The sequence below is a fragment of the Mesorhizobium loti genome (genome assembly GCA_014189435.1).
GTDB lineage: Bacteria > Pseudomonadota > Alphaproteobacteria > Rhizobiales > Rhizobiaceae > Mesorhizobium > Mesorhizobium loti_G.
Window position 1 is genome coordinate 5,434,598 of sequence record CP050293.1, and the last position, 18,678, is coordinate 5,453,275.

The 18,678-nt window shown below is 63.6% G+C and carries 16 protein-coding genes, 1 tRNA gene and 2 pseudogenes; 11 read left to right on the forward strand and 8 right to left on the reverse strand.

From position 1 onward, the window contains the following. Window positions 1-165 precede the first annotated feature (165 nt). Window positions 166-1,920 (forward strand): ABC transporter ATP-binding protein, encoded by a 1,755-nt coding sequence (locus tag HB777_26025; protein ID QND67040.1) that lies wholly within the window; start codon window positions 166-168, stop codon window positions 1,918-1,920. 121 nt (window positions 1,921-2,041) lie between these two features. Here the strand turns inward: HB777_26025 and ilvD are convergent, their stop codons facing one another. Further along, window positions 2,042-3,886: a dihydroxy-acid dehydratase gene (gene ilvD, locus HB777_26030; protein QND67041.1), complete on the reverse strand. Its 1,845-nt coding sequence runs from the start codon at window positions 3,884-3,886 to the stop codon at window positions 2,042-2,044. 268 nt (window positions 3,887-4,154) lie between these two features. Here ilvD and HB777_26035 point away from each other — a divergent pair, with 268 nt between their 5' ends. Further along, window positions 4,155-4,625, forward strand: coding sequence for a VOC family protein (locus HB777_26035; GenBank protein ID QND67042.1), 471 nt, complete (start codon window positions 4,155-4,157; stop codon window positions 4,623-4,625). Window positions 4,626-4,884: 259 nt separating this feature from the next. Here HB777_26035 and HB777_26040 read toward each other — a convergent pair whose 3' ends face one another. Then, a complete protein-coding gene (locus tag HB777_26040; protein QND67043.1) occupies window positions 4,885-6,477 on the reverse strand; it encodes a peptide chain release factor 3 in 1,593 nt (530 codons plus the stop codon). A gap of 213 nt (window positions 6,478-6,690) precedes the next feature. Between HB777_26040 and HB777_26045 the strand changes: the two genes are divergently transcribed. After that, a complete protein-coding gene (locus HB777_26045) occupies window positions 6,691-7,764 on the forward strand; it encodes an FAD-binding oxidoreductase (GenBank protein QND67044.1) in 1,074 nt (357 codons plus the stop codon). On the opposite strand, the pseudogene HB777_26050 reads toward HB777_26045, so the two are convergent. Both HB777_26050 and HB777_26055 read right to left on the reverse strand, forming a co-directional pair. Continuing rightward, window positions 7,758-9,132, reverse strand: a pseudogene (locus HB777_26050) (amidase). The gene HB777_26045 and the pseudogene HB777_26050 overlap by 7 nt on opposite strands. 374 nt (window positions 9,133-9,506) lie before the next feature. Next, on the reverse strand, window positions 9,507-9,716 hold the full coding sequence (locus tag HB777_26055) for a hypothetical protein (GenBank protein QND67045.1): 210 nt from the start codon (window positions 9,714-9,716) through the stop codon (window positions 9,507-9,509). Between HB777_26055 and HB777_26060 the strand changes: the two genes are divergently transcribed. After that, window positions 9,697-9,787: transfer RNA gene (locus tag HB777_26060), tRNA-OTHER, on the forward strand. The two genes, HB777_26055 and HB777_26060, sit on opposite strands and share 20 nt — an antisense overlap. Here HB777_26060 and HB777_26065 read toward each other — a convergent pair. Both HB777_26065 and HB777_26070 read right to left on the reverse strand, forming a co-directional pair. Further along, window positions 9,774-10,307 (reverse strand): annotated as a pseudogene (locus HB777_26065) (class II glutamine amidotransferase). The gene HB777_26060 and the pseudogene HB777_26065 sit on opposite strands and share 14 nt — an antisense overlap. A gap of 15 nt (window positions 10,308-10,322) precedes the next feature. Beyond that, complete coding sequence (locus HB777_26070; protein ID QND67046.1) at window positions 10,323-10,571, reverse strand: hypothetical protein; 249 nt, start codon at window positions 10,569-10,571, stop codon at window positions 10,323-10,325. A 115-nt stretch (window positions 10,572-10,686) separates the two neighbouring features. Between HB777_26070 and HB777_26075 the strand changes: the two genes are divergently transcribed. The 6 genes from HB777_26075 (at window position 10,687) to HB777_26100 (ending at window position 15,582) form a co-directional block, all read left to right on the forward strand. Then, window positions 10,687-11,157 (forward strand): Lrp/AsnC family transcriptional regulator, encoded by a 471-nt coding sequence (locus tag HB777_26075; protein ID QND67047.1) that lies wholly within the window; start codon window positions 10,687-10,689, stop codon window positions 11,155-11,157. A 456-nt stretch (window positions 11,158-11,613) separates the two neighbouring features. Then, a complete protein-coding gene (gene dut / locus HB777_26080; protein ID QND67048.1) occupies window positions 11,614-12,099 on the forward strand; it encodes a dUTP diphosphatase in 486 nt (161 codons plus the stop codon). Then, the gene (locus tag HB777_26085; protein ID QND67049.1) at window positions 12,099-12,761 is read left to right on the forward strand and encodes an HAD family phosphatase; all 663 of its coding nucleotides are present in this window, start codon (window positions 12,099-12,101) and stop codon (window positions 12,759-12,761) included. The genes dut and HB777_26085 overlap by 1 nt, the downstream gene beginning before the upstream one ends. A gap of 69 nt (window positions 12,762-12,830) precedes the next feature. Further along, window positions 12,831-13,685 (forward strand): hypothetical protein, encoded by an 855-nt coding sequence (locus HB777_26090; protein QND67050.1) that lies wholly within the window; start codon window positions 12,831-12,833, stop codon window positions 13,683-13,685. 80 nt (window positions 13,686-13,765) lie between these two features. Next, on the forward strand, window positions 13,766-14,569 hold the full coding sequence (locus HB777_26095) for an oxaloacetate decarboxylase (protein QND67051.1): 804 nt from the start codon (window positions 13,766-13,768) through the stop codon (window positions 14,567-14,569). A 14-nt stretch (window positions 14,570-14,583) separates the two neighbouring features. Beyond that, on the forward strand, window positions 14,584-15,582 hold the full coding sequence (locus HB777_26100) for a proline racemase family protein (protein QND67052.1): 999 nt from the start codon (window positions 14,584-14,586) through the stop codon (window positions 15,580-15,582). Here the strand turns inward: HB777_26100 and HB777_26105 are convergent. Together HB777_26105 and HB777_26110 are read right to left on the reverse strand one after the other, a co-directional pair. Beyond that, the gene (locus tag HB777_26105; protein QND67053.1) at window positions 15,579-16,295 is read right to left on the reverse strand and encodes a sulfate transporter family protein; all 717 of its coding nucleotides are present in this window, start codon (window positions 16,293-16,295) and stop codon (window positions 15,579-15,581) included. The two genes, HB777_26100 and HB777_26105, sit on opposite strands and share 4 nt — an antisense overlap. A gap of 91 nt (window positions 16,296-16,386) precedes the next feature. Beyond that, window positions 16,387-17,289, reverse strand: coding sequence for an EamA family transporter (locus tag HB777_26110; protein ID QND67054.1), 903 nt, complete (start codon window positions 17,287-17,289; stop codon window positions 16,387-16,389). Window positions 17,290-17,516: 227 nt separating this feature from the next. Between HB777_26110 and HB777_26115 the strand changes: the two genes are divergently transcribed. Further along, window positions 17,517-18,509: an adenosine kinase gene (locus tag HB777_26115; GenBank protein ID QND67055.1), complete on the forward strand. Its 993-nt coding sequence runs from the start codon at window positions 17,517-17,519 to the stop codon at window positions 18,507-18,509. The last annotated feature ends 169 nt before the right edge of the window (window positions 18,510-18,678 follow it).

The window sequence follows — 18,678 nt, forward strand, 5'->3', positions numbered from 1 at the left end:
CGTCATCCCGTCAAAAGAATCATCTGATATGGCCGAGGCTGAAAATCGCATCCCGTCGATGCCGCTTGCAACAGCGGTTTGTCCGCGGCGGCCGCGCATGGTTCCATCCGGCCGCAACTCCCTCTATAAGCCGCCTTCGTTGTCCCGGTTTCAAGGATCCGCCGTTTGTTTCGTTTCTTCCGCTCGACGGAAAACCAGCGCCTTGTTGCCAGGCTGCTTCGGGAATCCTTTTACCAGCACAGGTTTGGCTACGGCGCCGCGATCTTGTCGATGCTCGTGGTGGCCGCGACGACCGGCGCCAGCGCCTGGATTCTCAAAGAGATCACCGACGAATTCGTGGTCTTCAAGCGGATGGACCGCGTCAACCTGATTGCGGCGGGGGTCGCCGCGATCTTCATCCTCAAGGGCCTCGCCAATTTCATCCAGGCCTATTTCATGAGCCGGGTCGGCAACGCCATCATCGCCGAGCGGCAGCGCAAGATCTACGATCGCGTCCTGGCGCAAGGCATCGAATTCTACCATTCGACCTCGTCGTCCGACCTGATCACCCGCATGACCAACAATGCGCAGGCGGCGCGCAACGTGCTCGACCTCGTTGTCACGTCCTATGTGCGCGACCTGGTGTCGCTGGTTGTCCTGGTAGGGGTCATGGTCTGGCAGCAGCCAGCCCTGTCTCTCATCTGCTTCGTCGTCGGCCCCTTGGCTATCTACGGGGTCAACCGCATCCTGAAACGTGTTCGCAAGTTCGCCGCGATGGAGTTTCGCTCGGTCGGCCAGATCGTGCAGGTGATGCAGGAAACGGCAATGGGCGTGCGCGTCGTCAAATCCTTCAACCTCGAAGGTGCAATGCGCAACCGGATGTACAAGGCCGTGTCGGACGTCGAGAACCGGGCCAACAACATCGCGACGCTGGAGGCTGCGACAAGCCCGGTGATGGAGACGCTGGCCGGACTGGCGATCGCCGGGGCAATCTTCGTCAGCGGCTTCCTGGTCTTGCAGGGCGGCCAGATGCCGGGAAACATCATGGCCTTCATCGGAGCGCTCCTGTTTGCCTATGAGCCGGCAAAGCGCCTTGCGCGCGTGCGCATAGCGTTGGAAAGCGGCATTGTCGGCGTGCGCATGATGTTCGAGCTCGCCGACCAGCCGCTGACCCTGGTCGAGAAGGCGGACGCGAAGCCGCTTCTGGCCGGGCCGGGCGAGATCCGGTTCGACGCCGTCGACTTCGCCTACCAGAATGGCCCGCCGGTGCTGGACAGGTTCGACCTGACGCTTGCGCCCGGCAAGATGACGGCGCTGGTCGGGCCTTCCGGCGGCGGCAAGTCGACCGTTCTGAACCTGATCATGCGCATGTATGATCCGCAGAGCGGCAAGGTGCTGTTCGATGGCCAGGACATCTCCCATGCGACGCTCGCGTCGCTGCGGGAAAAGATCGCCTATGTCAGCCAGGATACGTTCCTGTTTGCCGGCACCATCATGCACAACATCCGGCTTGGGCGCGAGGGCGCGACCGACGAAGAGGTGATCGCCGCCGCCAAGGCGGCCAACGCCCATGACTTCATCAGCGCTCAGGCGAAAGGCTACGAGACGGATGTCGGCGAGAATGGCGGCCTGCTGTCGGGCGGCCAGCGCCAACGCATCTCGATCGCACGCGCCATGCTGCGCAATGCCGAGATCCTGCTCTTGGACGAAGCGACCAGCGCGCTCGACGCCGAATCGGAAGCGCTGTTCCGCGACGCGCTGCAGCAATTGACGGAAGGCCGCACGACGATCGTCATCGCGCACCGTCTGTCGACCGTGCACCAGGCCGACACCATCGTGGTGCTCGAAGCCGGCAAGGTGGTGGAAAGCGGCTCGCACAAGGCATTGCTCAAGCAGGGCGGGCTTTACCAGAAGCTTTACGAGTATCAGCTGATGCCGTGAGACGAGCCTACCCTCCCCCTTGTGGGGAGGGTAGCTGCGAAGCAGCGGGGGGCGGCGCCACCCCCCACCCGGACCTTCGGTCCGACCTCCCCACAAGGGGGAGGTCGGACCGCAGCCTAATTTATTCCGGCACGAACCTGACAGCGCCCTTGGCCGCGCTGGTCGCCATGGCGGCATAGGCGCGCAAGGCGGTCGTCACTTTGCGCTTGCGCTTTTCCTCGGGCTTCCAGGCCAGGGCGCCCCTGGCCTCCATCGCCGCCCGGCGGGCAGCGAGTTCCGCGTCATCGACAGCGAGGCGGATGCTGCGGTTCGGGATGTCGATCTCGATCGTATCGCCTTCCTGCACCAGCCCGATCAGCCCGCCTTCGGCGGCTTCCGGCGACGCATGGCCGATCGACAGGCCCGACGTGCCGCCGGAGAAGCGCCCGTCGGTGACCAGCGCGCAGGCCTTGCCGAGGCCTTTCGACTTCAGATAGCTGGTCGGATAGAGCATTTCCTGCATGCCGGGGCCGCCGCGCGGTCCTTCATAGCGAATGACGACGACATCGCCGGCCTTGATCTCGTTGGACAGGATCGCCTTGACGCTGGCGTCCTGGCTTTCGAACACGCGGGCCGGGCCGGTGAACTTCAAGATCGATTCATCGACGCCGGCCGTCTTCACGATGCAGCCGTCGAGCGCCAGATTGCCCTTCAGCACGGCGAGGCCGCCATCCTTGGAAAAGGGGTGTTCTGCCGAGCGGATGACGCCTTTCTCGCGGTCGAGGTCGAGCTCGTCCCAGCGGCGGTCCTGGCTGAAGGCGACCTGCGTCGGCACGCCGCCAGGCGCGGCGAGGAAGAAATCGCGCACACTCTGGCTGGTCGTGCGCGAAATATCCCAGTGATCGAGCGCTTCGCCGAGCGTTGACGTATGCACCGTCGGCAGGTCGCGGTTGAGCAGGCCGGCGTTGTCGAGCTGGCCAAGGATGGCCATGATGCCGCCGGCGCGATGGACGTCCTCCATGTGGACGTCGGACTTGGCCGGAGCAACCTTGCACAGCACCGGCACCTTGCGCGACAGCGCGTCGATGTCATCCTGATCGAAGTCGATTTCGCCCTCATGCGCGGCGGCCAGGATGTGCAGCACGGTGTTGGTCGAACCACCCATGGCGATGTCCAACGTCATGGCGTTCTCGAAGGCGCCCTTCGAGGCGATGTTGCGCGGCAGCGCCGTCTCGTCGTCCTGCTCGTAATAGCGCTGGGCGAGATCGACGATGAGATGGCCGGCCTCGACGAACAGCCGCTTGCGGTCGGCATGCGTCGCCAATGTCGAACCGTTGCCGGGCAGCGACAGGCCAAGCGCCTCGGTCAGACAATTCATCGAATTGGCGGTGAACATGCCCGAGCAGGAGCCGCAGGTCGGGCAGGCCGAGCGCTCGATGACCTTGACGTCCTCGTCGGAGATCTTGTCGTCTGCGGCCGCGACCATGGCGTCGACCAGGTCGAGCGCCTGCGTCTTGCCGGCCAGCACCACCTTGCCGGCTTCCATCGGCCCGCCGGAAACGAAGACGGTCGGGATGTTGAGGCGCAACGACGCCATCAGCATGCCGGGCGTGATCTTGTCGCAATTGGAGATGCAGACCATGGCGTCGGCGCAGTGCGCGTTGACCATGTATTCGACGGAATCGGCGATCAACTCGCGCGACGGCAGCGAATAGAGCATGCCGTCATGGCCCATGGCGATGCCGTCATCGACGGCGATTGTGTTGAACTCCTTGGCGACGCCGCCGGCCTTCTCGATCTCGCGCGCGACCAGCTGGCCGAGGTCTTTCAGGTGGACATGGCCCGGCACGAACTGGGTGAAGGAATTGACCACCGCGATGATAGGCTTGCCGAAATCCGAGTCCTTCATGCCGGTGGCGCGCCAGAGGCCGCGGGCGCCGGCCATGTTGCGGCCATGGGTGGTGGTGCGGGAACGATAGGCAGGCATGTTTTTTCCTTGGTGGCTGGCCGCAGCCTGGGAATGGCGCGGCGGAGCTGAATTCGGACCGCAGGCGTTATAGACGCGCAAGCCCGGCCTGGCCACAATTTTGCAATGCGCCAGATTCCTCCAAAAACCGGATGCCGAAAAAAATTGCAGGCCGCTGTCGGATCGCGCCGCGCATGGCCGTCCTTGGGGCAGACGGCAAGGAATGGCACCATTCCCGGAGTCAGCCGTTTCACCGTAACCGCAACCAAAACATCCCGAGGAGCACGACATGCAAAAGATCACCACCTGCCTGTGGTTCGACGACCAGGCCGAAGAGGCGATGAATTTCTACGTGTCCATCTTCAAGAATTCGAAGGTGCTGAGCGTGATGCGTTGGCCCGAAGGCCACGGCGATGAAGGCAAAGTGCTGGTGACCACGTTCGAACTCGACGGGGTGCAGTTCCAGGCGCTCAATGGCGGACCGCAATTCAAGCACACCGAAGCGATGTCGCAGTCGATCGACTGCAAGACGCAGGAAGAGGTCGATTATTTCTGGGACAAGCTCATCGAAGGTGGCGGCGAACCGTCGCAATGCAGCTGGCTGAAGGACAAGTTCGGCATCTCCTGGCAAGTCGTGCCGGAGCAACTGCCGCGCCTGCTTCTGGATCCGGACCGGGCCAAGGCCGGCCGCGTGATGTCGGCGATGATGCAGATGAGCAAGATCGACATCGCCAAGATCGAAGAGGCAGCGAAGGGGTAAGAAGCGGTCCGCGTAGCGGACGAAAAGCCAATTGCTTGGCTTTTCGAGCTTCGAACGGTGAAGACCCGGTCCGCTTTCAGCCCGAAGGGCTGGGAGCCTGCGACGGGCCGGGGGCATAGGAGCCCATTGGTCCTTGAGGTCGGCGCTGCCCCTCATCCGCTCTTCGGGCGTTCGTCGTTCGAAAAGCCAAGCAATTGGCTTTTCCCCCGCTGCGCGGGCCTCTCCTCACCTCCCCGTAAAACGGGGAGAAGGGAGAACTTCAAGCCGCCTTGTCGCGGACCTGATAGTCCTTGATCGTGGCGAAGCGGATCGCTTTCCAGCGTTCGGCTTCGTAGTTCAATGAAAAGGCGTGCTGGGCCAAAAACACCGGGTCGTTGTCGAGGTCGCGGGCGATGTCGCCACGATGCGCCTCGATGAAGCGCAGGACCTCGGCCTTGTCGTCGGCCGAAATCCAGCGGCACACGGAAAAGCGCGACATCTCGAATTCGACCGGCAGCGTGTATTCGAAGTTCAGCCGCTCCTTCAACACGTCGAGCTGCAGCGCACCGACGACGCCGACGATGGCAGGCGATCCATCCTCGGGCGAAAACAGCTGCACGACGCCCTCCTCGGCCATCTGGTGCAGCGCTTCCTTGAGCTTCTTGGCCTTCATGGCATCGCCCAGGCGGACGCGGCGCAGGATTTCCGGGGCGAAATTCGGTACGCCGCGGAACAATATCTCCTCGCCTTCGGTCAGCGTGTCGCCGATGCGCAACGTACCGTGGTTGGGAATGCCGACGACGTCACCGGCGAAAGCCTCGTCGGCGGTGACGCGGGTGCGGGCAAAGAAGAACTGCGGCGCCGACAGCGACATCGGCTTTCCCGTGCGCACCAGCTTGGCCTTCATGCCGCGCTCGAGCTTGCCCGAGCAGACGCGGACGAAGGCGATACGGTCGCGGTGGTTGGGGTCCATGTTGGCCTGGATCTTGAAGACGAAGGACGTCATCTTCTCCTCCGTCGCCTCGACCTTGCGGGTGTCGGCCTCCTGCGCACGCGGCGGCGGGCCGAAGGCACCGAGCGCCTCGATCAGGTCGCGGACGCCATAATTGCGCAGCGCCGAGCCGAAATAGACCGGCGTCAGGTGACCCTCGCGGAAGGCTTCGATGTCGAGCGGCCGGCAGGCTTCGCGCGCGAGCTCCAGTTCCTCGATGAAGGCCTCGCGCTCGTTTTCCGGCAGCAGCCCGGCGACGCGGTTGGAATCGGGGCCGTTGACCGGTGTGCGTTCCTTCTCATCGTCGCCCTTGCGCACGGCGTTCAGCGCAAGGTGATAGGTGCCGGAAAAGGTCTTGCCGCGGCCGATCGGCCAAGTGATCGGCGCGGTGTCGAGCGCCAGCTTCTGTTCGATTTCGTCGAGAATCTCGAACGGATCGCGGCTTTCGCGGTCCATCTTGTTGACGAAGGTGATGATCGGGATGTCGCGCAGCCGGCAGACCTCGAACAGTTTCAGCGTGCGCGGCTCGATGCCCTTGGCGGCGTCGATGACCATGACGGCCGAGTCGACCGCCGATAGCGTGCGGTAGGTGTCGTCGGCGAAATCCTCGTGGCCGGGCGTGTCGAGCAGGTTGAAGACATTGTCCTCATACTCGAAGGTCATCACCGAGGTGACGACCGAAATGCCGCGCTCGCGCTCGATCTTCATCCAGTCCGACCGGGTCTGGATCTTGTCCTTCTTGGCCTTGACCTCGCCGGCGAGCTGGATGGCGCCGCCGAACAGCAGCAGCTTTTCGGTGAGCGTGGTCTTGCCGGCGTCCGGGTGCGCGATGATCGCGAAGGTGCGGCGGCGCGCCACTTCTTCTTCTATTGCTTCGGGCATTCTCTGGGATTTCCGTGTGACAGGCCGGGCTTCTAGCAGCGCAGTGCCGGGCTGTCGACCGGTCCGGCGCGGACCACCCTCTCCGTTACAGCCATGCAGCTCGTCACACTGTGGCTGAGGCCGGCGCATTGCCGAATATTTTGCGCTGCTCGATGTTGGCAAGTGGCGAACACGGTGGCACTTGGGTGTGCGTCACGAGGAAGAGGAGCAAGCATGACTGCGGCGAAACAAGTGATCGTCATCGGTGCCGGCATCATCGGCGCCTCCATCGCCTGGCATCTGAGCCGGGCGGGTGCGCGGGTGACGGTCATCGCCGACAGTCCTGCCGGTGGCGTGGCGACGCCAAATTCGTTTGCCTGGATCAACGCCAGCTGGGGCAATCCGGAGCCCTATTTCCGGCTGCGAACCCGCGCGATGGCTGAGTGGACGCGGCTGGCACGGGACCTGCCGGGCCTGCCGTTGTCCTGGTGCGGCGGCCTGTGCTGGGATTTGTCGGCGGCCGATATGGAAGCCTATGCCACCGGGCATTCCGCCTGGGGCTACGGCATCAGCCAAGTCGACCGCGCAGAGGCTGCGCGCATCGAGCCCAATCTCACCGAGCTTCCGGATTTTGCCTTGCACGTCGCTGAAGAGGGTGTGGCCGAGCCTGTCGCAGCCACGAAAGCACTGCTGGCAGATGCCGAAGGACGCGGCGCTCGCGTCATCTCCAGCACGGCGACGGCGCTGGTCCAGACCGGCGGCAGGATTACCGGCGTCGACACATCGCATGGCCTGATTGCATCAGACGAGGTGGTGATCGCTGCCGGCGTCGGCTCGCCGGAGATTGCCGCGACGGCCGGGATCAACCTGCCGATCGAAACACCGCCCGGCCTGATCGTCCATTCGCGGCCCTCCAAAAAGCTGCTCAACGGACTGGTGCTGGCCGAGCGGCTGCACATGCGCCAGACACCGGAAGGTCGCATCATCGCCGGCTCGGATTTCGGCGGAGCCGACCCGGGAATGGATGCCGAAGCCACCGCCCATGCGCTGTTTGCGGCCATGAAAGCCATGCTGCGCGACAGCGACGGGCTGAAACTCGATTTCCACACTGTCGGCTACCGGCCGACGCCGATCGACGGCTTTCCGATCATCGGCCGCGCCGAGGGCGTGGACGGTGTCTATGTCGCGGTCATGCATTCCGGCATCACGCTGGCGCCGGCCGTCGGACTGTTCGCCGCAAGGGAAATCCTCGACGGCGAGCGCGACCCGCTGCTTGCTCCCTATGGATTGTCGCGCTTCGCTCAATAGCCGAGTGGACGACGAAAGCCGCCGGCCAAAGATTCGATTGCCTTGGCGATGCCGAGCAGCCGCGACTCCGACCAGCGTCTGCCGACCAGTTGCAGGGCCGATCGGCAAGCCATCGCTGTCCTGTCCGCATGGGATGGAAAGGGCTGGATGGCCGCTATAGTTGAACACGGCGCCATAGGCCGGCAGCATCCAGTAGCTCTGCTCCGTGCCGTCGACCTCGATCGGCGTGCCTGGCTCGCAATGCGGGAAAGCTGTTGTCATGGCGACCGGGCAAAGCAGCGCGTCATAGGTTTCGAAAAACCGCTCCCAGGCGAGAATGGACCCGTCGCGGCGGGCGAGCGCCTCGAACCAGCGCGAAACCGGTGTCGGTTCCTCTGGCGGCTCCGGCTGGGCGGCCTCCATCATCATGCCGATCAGCGCGCCGCCCTGCTCCAGATCGTCGTGCAGATCTAGTTTCGGCAGTTTTGCTGCTTCGACGACGGCGCCGGCGCCCTGCAGCTGCCTTGCGAGGTTTTCGACCGCGGCACTGATGTCACCGGCTACCGGAAAGCCGGGAAAGGACGGCGCGAAGGCGATGCGCAATGTCCTGAGGTCGAGCTTCGACATGTCCTCGACCGGCACCTGCGCAAGATCGGTGTCGCTTCCGTCCGGACCGGCGATGATTTGGTAGATCAGCGCCAAATCTTCCACGCTGCGCGCCAGCGGCCCGAGGCAGGACATCAGCCGCACGCTGCGTGCAGCACCTCCCGGATCGGGGAAGGCGCCGGCCAGCGAGACGCGATGCTCCGTTGGCTTCAGGCCGTAGACACCGCAGAAAGAGGCCGGCAGCCGGATCGAATCCTGCATGTCGGTGCCGACATCGAACGTCGTCATCCCCGAGCAAAGTGCCGCCGCCGCGCCGCCGCTGGAACCGCCTGCCGTGTGCTGGAGATTCCAGGGATTGCTGGTGCGGCCGAACAGCGGATTGTTCGACTGCCAGTCCGAAAGCATCGTGGCGACATTGGTCTTGGCCATCAGCACGCCGCCGGCCGCCCTCAACCTGATAACGACCGGGCTGTCCTGCCTGGCGACATAATCGGCGAAGGGTGGGAAGCCGACCGTGGTCTTCATGCCTGCCGTCTCGTGCATGTCCTTCAGCGTGAACGGCACGCCATGCAGAGGTCCGAGGGCCTCGCCGCGCGCCAGGGCTGCGTCGGCCTTTCTGGCTTGGCTGCGAGCCCCTTCCCTGTCGAGCGAGATGACGGCGTTAACGGCCTGGTTGTGCGCATCGATCTGCGCCAGATGCGCGTCGAGTGCTTCCACGGCGGAGATTTTGCGCGTGGCGATGGCGGCGGCGAGATCGACGGTTGAGGAGAAGACGAGGTCCATGCGAATGCTCCAGCTTGGCCGCGCTCGCCTGATCAAGATGGCGGATAGCGCCGCGATTTCAAGCGGAGTTGAGCATTCGAGAGTCTACGGCGTTTGATCGGAATTGTGCTGCCAATGTCGGCGCTCTACGGCGCCCCCCTCTGTCCTGCCGGACATCTCCCCCACAAGTGGGGAGATCGGCAGCTTCGCTGGCCGCGTCATCTTTCAAACGTTGGAGATTGGCGAAAGCCGCGATAACAGCCAATCTCCCCACTTGTGGGGGTTGAGGAGTGGTCCGCGTAGCGGACGGAAAGCCAATTGCTTGGCTTTCCGAACGACGAACGTCCGGCAGGCCAGAGGGGGGCGCTGTCCCGCGGTGTTGCCGCAAATAGCGCCTACCCGACCAGCGCCAGCTTCGTCGCAGCCGGAGCAAACGGGCGTATGCTGATGCCGTCCCGCGTCATCGTCACAAAACTTGCCGGCGGGATCGCCTGCCAGTCGCCGCCCTCGCGATCGAAGGGTTCGGACACGATGCAGCGGCCGCCCCCCTTGCGGAGGACAGAAGTGTAGAGCGTCGGCGCATGAGCGTCGGTGGCGTAGCGCACCGCATGCAGCGCCTGCCCGTCGGAAAAGGCGGCGGTGAGTTTCAGCGCCGGTTCGAGGCCGGCGCGACGCGAGGCTTCGAGCACGCGGCTGGTGGCGCGGGAGACGGCGCCTTGCGGATCGGTGGCCAATCCCTCGTCGATCATCAGCAGGAAAAAGAGTTCGGAATCGGTGGTGCCTTCGCGCTGGTCGAAGACGGCGTCGGATAGCGAGTTCTCCAGCGCGCGGCGGATCTTTTCGAAGCCGCCGATCTGGCCGTTATGCATGAACGACCAGGGACCTGCGATGAACGGATGGCAGTTCATACGGCTGGTGGCGCCGCCTGTCGACGCACGCACATGGGCGAGGAACAGGCCGGATTTGATCTGCCGGCACAGGCTCTTCAGATTGGGGTCCGACCAGGCCGGCAGGATATCGCGATAGAGACCCGGCTCCGGGCGGTCGCCATACCAGGCAAGGCCGAAGCCGTCGCCATTGGTCGGCGATTTCGCTTCCTGGGCGCAATGGCTCTGGGCAATCAGCGAGTGACAGGGCGCGGTGAGGATGTCTTCGAGAAAGACCGCTTCACCCAGATAGGCCGCCCACCGGCACATCGCTTCTGTCGTCCTCTAGGCGCGATCCATAAGAGCCGAAGGCTCCTTGGTCGCGTGTGTGCCTCTGTTGTGCGTCCGCTCGTAAAGTTCGCGAACGATTCGGCTGGCGGTAGTTTCAAACAGAAATGGCAAGAAAGCATGAACGAGCGCGGCGCCCGCCGCCAGCAACAGGCGCGACGAGAACCAGGCGGCAAAAGCCATGTGACCGAAATAGGTTTCGCCGACCTTGGCCGGGTGAGAGGTGAAGATGCTTGCGACCGACATGCTGGTTCCCCTTCAGCGCTGGAAGTTCCTGATATGAGTATCCTGACACGCTTCGACGGTTCATTGGTCTCAAATTATCCTTGTAATCAGCCTATTGTTGGGACAAACATCCCACATGGCGTTAGAAATCGACGAAATCGACCGAAAATTGCTCACCGAGTTGCAACGCGACGGTACGCTGTCGGTCGACCAGCTGTCGGAACGGGTGGCGCTGTCGCGCAATGCCTGCTGGCGCCGGGTGAAGCGGCTGGAGGAAGATGGCGTCATCACCGGCCGGGTGGCGCTTGTCGATGCCGAAAAGCTCGGGCTTGGCCTTTCCGTCTTCATCCTGATCCGCACGTCCAACCACGATCCGGAGTGGCTGCAGAGATTCCGGGCGGCGGTGACCGGCTTTCCCGAGATCACCGGCGTCTACCGCATGTCCGGAGACCTAGACTATGTCTTGCGCGCCCGCGTCGCCGACGTGAAGGCCTATGATCGGCTCTACCAGCGGCTGATCGCCAAGGTGGCGCTGTCCGACGTTTCCGCGTCGTTCGTGATGGAGGAGATCAAGGAGACTACGGTGGTTCCGATGGAACTGAGGTAATGGCGGTGCACCTGGGACGACAGGTTGGACGCTGTCGGCAGCCAACATCTCGTCATTTCCAGCCAACCATCTCAGACGTTCGAAATTAGCCAAAGCCTCTCCACCTTCGTCATCCACGGGCGGAGCAGGAGCGAAGGTCCGTCGCGGAGACCCGAGGATCCATGCCGCGACCTTGACCAAGGAATGCAGCGGAGCAGAACTCTGCACCGTAGCGACGCTTTGAAGTCGCGGCATGGATCCTCGGGTCTGCGCCGCGTCGCTACGCTCCTTGCTCCGCCCGAGGATGACGAAGCATGAACGTTTCGCCAATCGCCAAAGCACGCAATCCTTCAGCGCAACAAACTTATCAAAACTCCTGTGCCCGAAACCGGGTCACAGTGCCGCCCAAAAGAAAGCCGTTGATAGAATTACAGTCGAGTTGACCGAATCGCCGTTCGCGCCGATAGGATCGATTTTATGCGCCCAGCCCTTCAAACTCCCTCCGTCATCGGTCCGACCGTCGGCTTCGTCAGGTTGCCGCATGGTGAAGGACTTCCCCTCCCTGCCTATGAAAGCACCGGTGCGGCCGGCATGGATCTGCGCGCCGCGGTGCCCGACGACCGGCCGCTGCTGATCCTGCCAGGAAAGCGCGCTCTGGTGCCGACCGGGCTGATCCTGGAAATTCCGGAAGGCATGGAAGGTCAGGTACGGCCGCGCTCGGGCCTCGCTTTCAAACATGGGCTTACCGTTCTCAACACGCCCGGCACCATCGACAGCGACTATCGCGGCGAAGTGAAGGTACTGCTGATCAATCTCGGCGACGAGGACTTTGCCGTGACGCGCGGCATGCGCATCGCTCAGATCGTCTTCGCGGCGGTGTCCCAGGCTGCCGTGGAAGAGCGCACTCTGGCCGGCGGCACGGCGCGTGGCGCGGGCGGGTTCGGATCGACCGGCACCGCCTGATGTCTGAACTGCCTAGACTTGTCATCTTCGACTGCGACGGTATCCTGGTCGATACAGAGAACTTGGCCAATCGGCGCCTCGCCGAATGGCTGACCGCTGCCGGCTACCCGACAAGCTTCGAATATTGCCGCAAGAATTTCTCCGGCCGCAGCATGGCGTCGGTGCAGAAAGAGATCGAAGCAGAGACCAGCGTCAGGCTCGGCGCCGATTTCGTCGATCGCTGGAATGCCGGCCTGCCGGACCTGTTCGCCCATGGCGTCGAGGCGATCCCTTACGTCCGCGAGTTTGTCGAAGCCGTGCGTTCCGCCGGTATCGCCTATTGCGTCGCCACCTCGGCCCGGGTGTCGAAGATGCACATCACGCTTGGCCAGACCGGGCTGTTGCCGCTGTTCGAACACGCGATGTTTTCTTCGACCATGGTCGGGCGCGGCAAGCCGTTTCCCGACCTGTTCCTACTTGCGGCCAAGACCATGGGCTTCGCGCCCGCCGACTGTATCGTCATCGAGGACAGCGTCGCCGGCACGCAGGCCGGCATTGCCGCCGGCATGCGGGTGTTTTCTTACCATGCCGATCCCTATTCCGACCGCGACGGCCTGATCCAGGCCGGCGGCATCCTGTTCGACGACATGCGCGAACTGGCCGGGCTGGTGCCGATCCACTGATCATCGTCCCGACTGGACGGCTTGGTGGGCTGTGCTACGTTCCGCGCCCGACAGCCTGAGGCGACGACCATGCCAACGAACCTGCTTCGCTTCATCCTCGCCGTGATGCTGCTGCCATTGCTATGGACCGCAGCGCTTGCCCAAGATGCCAGCCTTCCGGAACTCGGCAGCCCACTGCCCGGCCAAAAAGACGTCACCTATCTCGACCTCGCCAGGATGGTCATTCCTGATCTTGCCGCCGACAAGAATGGCTTTTACAGGGGCGGGCTGCCGATCAAGATGCGCCATATCGAGGGGCCCGGCAGCGGCGGCTCGCCTCCCGAGACCTCGGGCTTTTCCAACGCCGCGGTGCTTGCCATCAGGGCTGGCGGCAAGGACCGCTTGACCATGCTGTTCGATCTCGGTGATTCCTCCGATAGCGCCGAGGGCTATGCGGTGCTGGCGTTGTACGACATTACGGGCAAGCCGAAATTGCTCGACGCTGCCAATGTCGCCCTCGACCGCAGCACCTATTTCCGCGAACCCGGCAAGCTCGCCGTCGGCGCCAATGATGACATCCTCGCGATCGAGAGTTCGCATTCCAATTCAAACCAGAACTACATCATCGTCCCGCTGATTATGGTTACCAAGGACAAGTTGAAGCTGATCGACATCATCTACATGTTCAATGAGCACGTGTGTGCCTATAGCCGGACGCAGGACATTGCCTTCAAAGCCATCGCCGAGGGCCAACGCCATGCCGCGATCAAGGTGACGGTGACCGACGCCACGGTGCCGAGCGACGAAAGCTGCGACGACCAGCCGCCCAAACCAGAGTCCCACGCGATTTCCGTCACCTATCGCTGGGACAAGAAGACATCGCGCTACGCCAAGGATTCCGACGCGCTGGACAAATTGGCAGGAGAGAACGCCAAACGCTTCTGAGCCAACCGCATTCGTTTGCCCGGTCAAAGGGGGCAGGATAAAATCCACTTAATAACACCGCACATGATGGGGGAACTACCATGGATAAGGGCAAGATCTTTCGCGACCTGCATGCCTCGACCTTCGTCATGCCCAATCCCTGGGATATCGGCACGACGAAGCTGCTCGGCTCCTTCGGCTTCACGGCGCTGGCGACGACCAGCGCCGGCTTTGCCCTTTCGCGCGGCCTGCCGGACGGCGCGGTGACCTTCGACCAGATGATCCATCATTGCCGCGAGGTGACGGCGGCGACCAGCCTGCCTGTCTCCGCCGACCTCGAGAAAGGCAAGGGCGATAGCGCCGAGCAGGCCGCCGAAACCATCTTCGCGGCCGAAGCGGCCGGTCTTGCCGGCTGCTCGATCGAAGACCACACTGGCGATCCGGACAAGCCGATCTATGATTTTGCGCACGCGGTCGAACGCGTTGCGGCGGCGGTGGAGGCGGCGCGGGCGCTCAAGCGCGATTTCGTCTTCACCGCGCGCGCCGAGAATTTCCTGTGGGGCAAGTCCGACCTCGACGACACGATCAAGCGGCTGCAGGCCTTCGAGAAGGCCGGCGCCGACGTGCTCTATGCGCCGGGCATCGGCGACGTCGAGATGATCCGCACGGTCTGCTCGGCGGTGAGCAAGCCGGTCAATGTCATGGCAAAGCCCGGCTTCACGATCGCCGATCTTTCGATGGCCGGCGTCAAGCGCGTCTCGCTCGGGCCGTGGCTGACCAATTTCGCGTATGGCATGCTGGAAACGGCGGCACGCGAGATCCAGCATGACGGCACGTTCGGCTTCACCCGCGCCGCCATGCCGTTCAGCAAATTGCAGGCGCTGTTCGCCAAACCTTCAGCTTAGATGGGACCCATCGCATGACGCTTACCGTCGTCGATATGCATACCGGCGGCGAGCCGCTCCGGATCGTCACCGGCGGCTATCCCAGCATTCCAAAGGGCACCATCCTGGAAAAGCGCGCCTATGTGCGCGACCACCTCGATCATCTCAGGAAAATCCTGATGTTCGAGCCGCGCGGCCATTACGACATGTATGGCGCCTTGCTGGTCGAACCCGATCTGCCCGGCGCCGATCTCGCCGTGCTGTTCATGCACAATGAGGGATATTCGACCATGTGCGGCCACGCCATCGTCGCTCTCGGCCGCTACGCCATCGATGAAGGATTGGTGGCGAAACAGGAGCCAATCACGACTGTCAATATCGAGGCCCCGTGCGGGCTGGTCGTCGCCTCGGTCGAGGTCAGGGACGGCAAGGCCGGCGCGGTGTCGTTCGAAAGCGTGCCGGCCTTCCTGTTCGCCGGCAGCCAGACGATAGAGCTGGCGGGCCATGGCACGATCGGCTTCGACATCGCCTATGGCGGCGCCTTCTATGCTCTGGCCGATTGCCACCAATTCGGGCTGGAATTCGGCCGCGACCGGGTGCGCGATTTCGTCGATGCGGCAACCGCGCTGACAAACAGGCTCAAGGCCGATTTTCCGCTGTCGCATCCCGACCACGCCGACCTTGCCTTTCTCTACGGCACCATCCTGACCGATGGCCGCGATGCGTTTTCCGGCGAGGTGACCAAAAACATCTGCGTCTTCGCCGAAGCCGAGGTCGATCGCTCGCCGACCGGTTCCGGTGTCACTGCTCGCCTGGCGGCCATGCACGCCAAGGGCCAGATCGCGATCGGACAGACGCGTACATTCGAGAGCATCGCCGGTTCGCGCTTTTCCGGAGCCGTGGTGCGGACGGCGAAGGCTGGCCCGCATGAGGCGATCATCGCCCGCGTCGGCGGACGCGCCTATTATTCCGGGCGGGCCGAATTCATTGTCGAGGCCGATGACGAGCTCGGACGCGGATTTCTCCTGCGTTAAGGGCGCCGATATCCGGATCGAGCCATTTCCCGTACCGAGATCGCCTTGTGCAGATGCACCATCATGGCGGCGGCGAAGAGCGGCGTCACCAGATTGAGCAATGGCACGGCGAGGAAGGCAGCGATGAGCAGCCCGGCGAGAAACACCGTGCCGGCATAGTGCCTGCGCAAGGCCCTGGCCTCTTCTTCGCCGCGAAAGCGCATGGCGGCGAATTCGAAGAACTCGCGCCCAAGCAGATAGCCGTTGACGATGAAGAAGGCGGCGATGTTGACGCCCGGCACCAGGAGAAGCAGCAGGGCGACGATGTTGCCAAGAATGACGACGCCGAGAAATCGCATCGACAGCACCAGCGAGCGCAGTGCCGGCATGGCGCGGCCAGATGGATCGCCGGGGTAGTCGGTGCGCTCGACCACGTCGGCGATATCGTCGAGGAACAGGCCGGCGACGACAGCCGTCACCGGTGCGATGAGCAACGCCATGCCGAAGGCAAGCGCTATTGCCGCGATGATGCCGCCGAGCCAGCCGGCCCAGGACGGCATGCCGGGCAACAGCGTCTGCAGCCAAGGCAGCGCCAGCCACTCGACGAGGCTGGTCAGGCCGAACCACAGGGCGACCAGCGCCAACACGGTCAAGCCCAGCGTCTTGATGAACACGGCCCGAAATGGAGGCGAGAGCAGCTCAAGGGCCGCAGTGCGGGCAGCGTCGAAAATCACCTTGTCACACCCCCCCGTTAGCGGACGCCGCCTAAAAGGCGGATGCTTCCGAGATAGGCAGCGCAGGCCATGAGCACAAGCGGGCGGGCGTTTACCGTGCAAACGCCGGCTTGCTAACCGGTATGGTCATCGCCGCGACCCCAGCCACGACAAAACCCATGCCCAGCCATGCTGTCGAGCCGAGGCTCTCGCCGAGGAAGAGCGCGCCGATGCCGACGCCGATCGGCACGCGCAGATAGGCTTGCGAGGTGGTGCCGACCGAGCCCAGCGTGTGGATGAGGCGGAAATAGATGACGAAGGCCAGCGCCGTGGAAAACACCGACAGGCCGAGCAAGGCCAGTATCGATGCGGTCGACGGCGCCAGCGTCCATGGCTGGTCGAACACCAGGCTGAGGGGCACGAGGATGACGGCGCCGCACAGCATCGAACCGGCGGCCGGCAGCATTGGATCGAGGCCCTTGAAGCCACGGCCGAAAATGGCCGCACCGGCATAGCAGATTGTTGCCGCGACGATTGCCAACTGCGCCCACAACTCATGACCGAGACCACCCAGCGCCTGCGTGCCGATGATGAGGCAGATGCCGGCAATGCCGGCGCCGACGCCAATCAGTTTGCGCAACGTGACCGGCTCGTGGCGGGTGATGAGCGCGGTCAAAAGGAAGGTGAAGATCGGTGAGGTCGCGTTCAGGATGGTGGCGAGGCCGGCGTCGACCGAGCGTTCGGCCGCGGCGATCAGGGTGAACGGTGTGACGCTGTTGAGGCATGCCTGGAAGGCGAAGCGGCGCCAGCTTGCCGCGTCGCCCGGCATGGCGAGCCCGCGCCAGCGGATGATGGCCAACAGGATGCCACCGGCGATCAGGGTGCGGGCGGCAATGAAGGTGACCGGCGGGATCGTCTCGACGCCGATCTTGATGAAGGTGTAGGAGGCGCCCCAGAGTACCGCCAGCACGACGAGCAGCGCCAGGTCGGTGGTCATGTCGTTCTTTGCAGGCATGGCTGGCTCGCCTTTGAAACGGGATCGTCTGAGCCAGGCTTGTAAGCGGGGCGGCGACGAAATGCTTCGGCCACGGTCGAATTGTCATAGCGCCTCGCGGCTGATGCGCATCTGGCGCACCGCCCCCGCCGGCGACGACAGAAAATCGGTTGCCAATTATCGGGTGTCATGCTGTAGACCCGCCCGGGCGTGGCAAGAAGCCGGCTCGGTTTTTGGCGGAGACATTGATGCCGAAATATGACGTGCTTTGCATCGGCAATGCCATTGTCGACATCATCGCCCAGTGCGACGAGGAATTCCTCGAGACCAACGGCATCATCAAGGGCGCGATGAACCTCATCGACACAAAGCGCGCCGAACTGCTCTACAGCCGCATGGGGCCGGCGATCGAAGCCTCCGGCGGCAGCGCCGGCAACACGGCGGCAGGCGTCGCCAGCTTCGGCGGCCGCGCCGCCTTCTTCGGCAAGGTCTCCAACGATGCGCTGGGCGAAATCTATGCCCACGACATCCATGCGCAGGGCGTCGCCTTCGACACCATTCCGCTCAAGGGCGAGCCGCCGACGGCGCGCTCGATGATCTTCGTCACCCCCGACGGCGAACGCTCGATGAACACCTATCTCGGCGCCTGCGTCGAGCTTGGCCCTGAGGACGTCGAGGCCGACAAGGCCTCTGGCGCCAAAGTCACCTATTTCGAAGGCTATCTGTGGGACCCGCCGCGCGCCAAGGAAGCAATCCGGCAGACGGCAAAGCTGGCGCACGCGGCAGGCCGCGAAGTCTCGATGACACTGTCGGATTCGTTCTGCGTCGACCGCTACCGCGACGAATTCCTCGAGCTGATGCGTTCGGGCACGGTCGATATCGTGTTTGCCAACAGCCACGAGATCAAGTCGCTCTACCAGACGTCGTCGTTCGACGAGGCGCTGGCGCAGATCCGCAAGGATTGCAGGATCGCCGCCGTGACCCGCTCGGAAAAAGGCTCGGTGATCGTGCGTGGCGACGAGACCGTGGTGATCAAGGCGACCGCCATCAACGAACTGGTCGACACGACTGGCGCCGGCGATCTCTATGCCGCAGGCTTCCTGCATGGCTACACGCAAGGCCGCGACCTGCAGACCTGCGGCGACCTTGGCTCACTGGCGGCCGGATTGGTGATCCAGCAGATCGGCCCCAGGCCACGGCAGAATTTGCGCCGAGAGGCTGAGCAGGCGGGGTTGCTGTAGAGACAACTGCCGATCTCCCCCTCGTGGGGGAGATGGCCGGCAGGCCAGAGGGGGGCGCTGTCCCGCCAGCATCTCCTGCGAATTTGCACATCAAGAAGAGCGTGGGGCGCTGAAAAAAGCGTCGCTCAGTAGTGATCCTTCGCGCCCCCCTCTGCCCTGCCGGGCATCT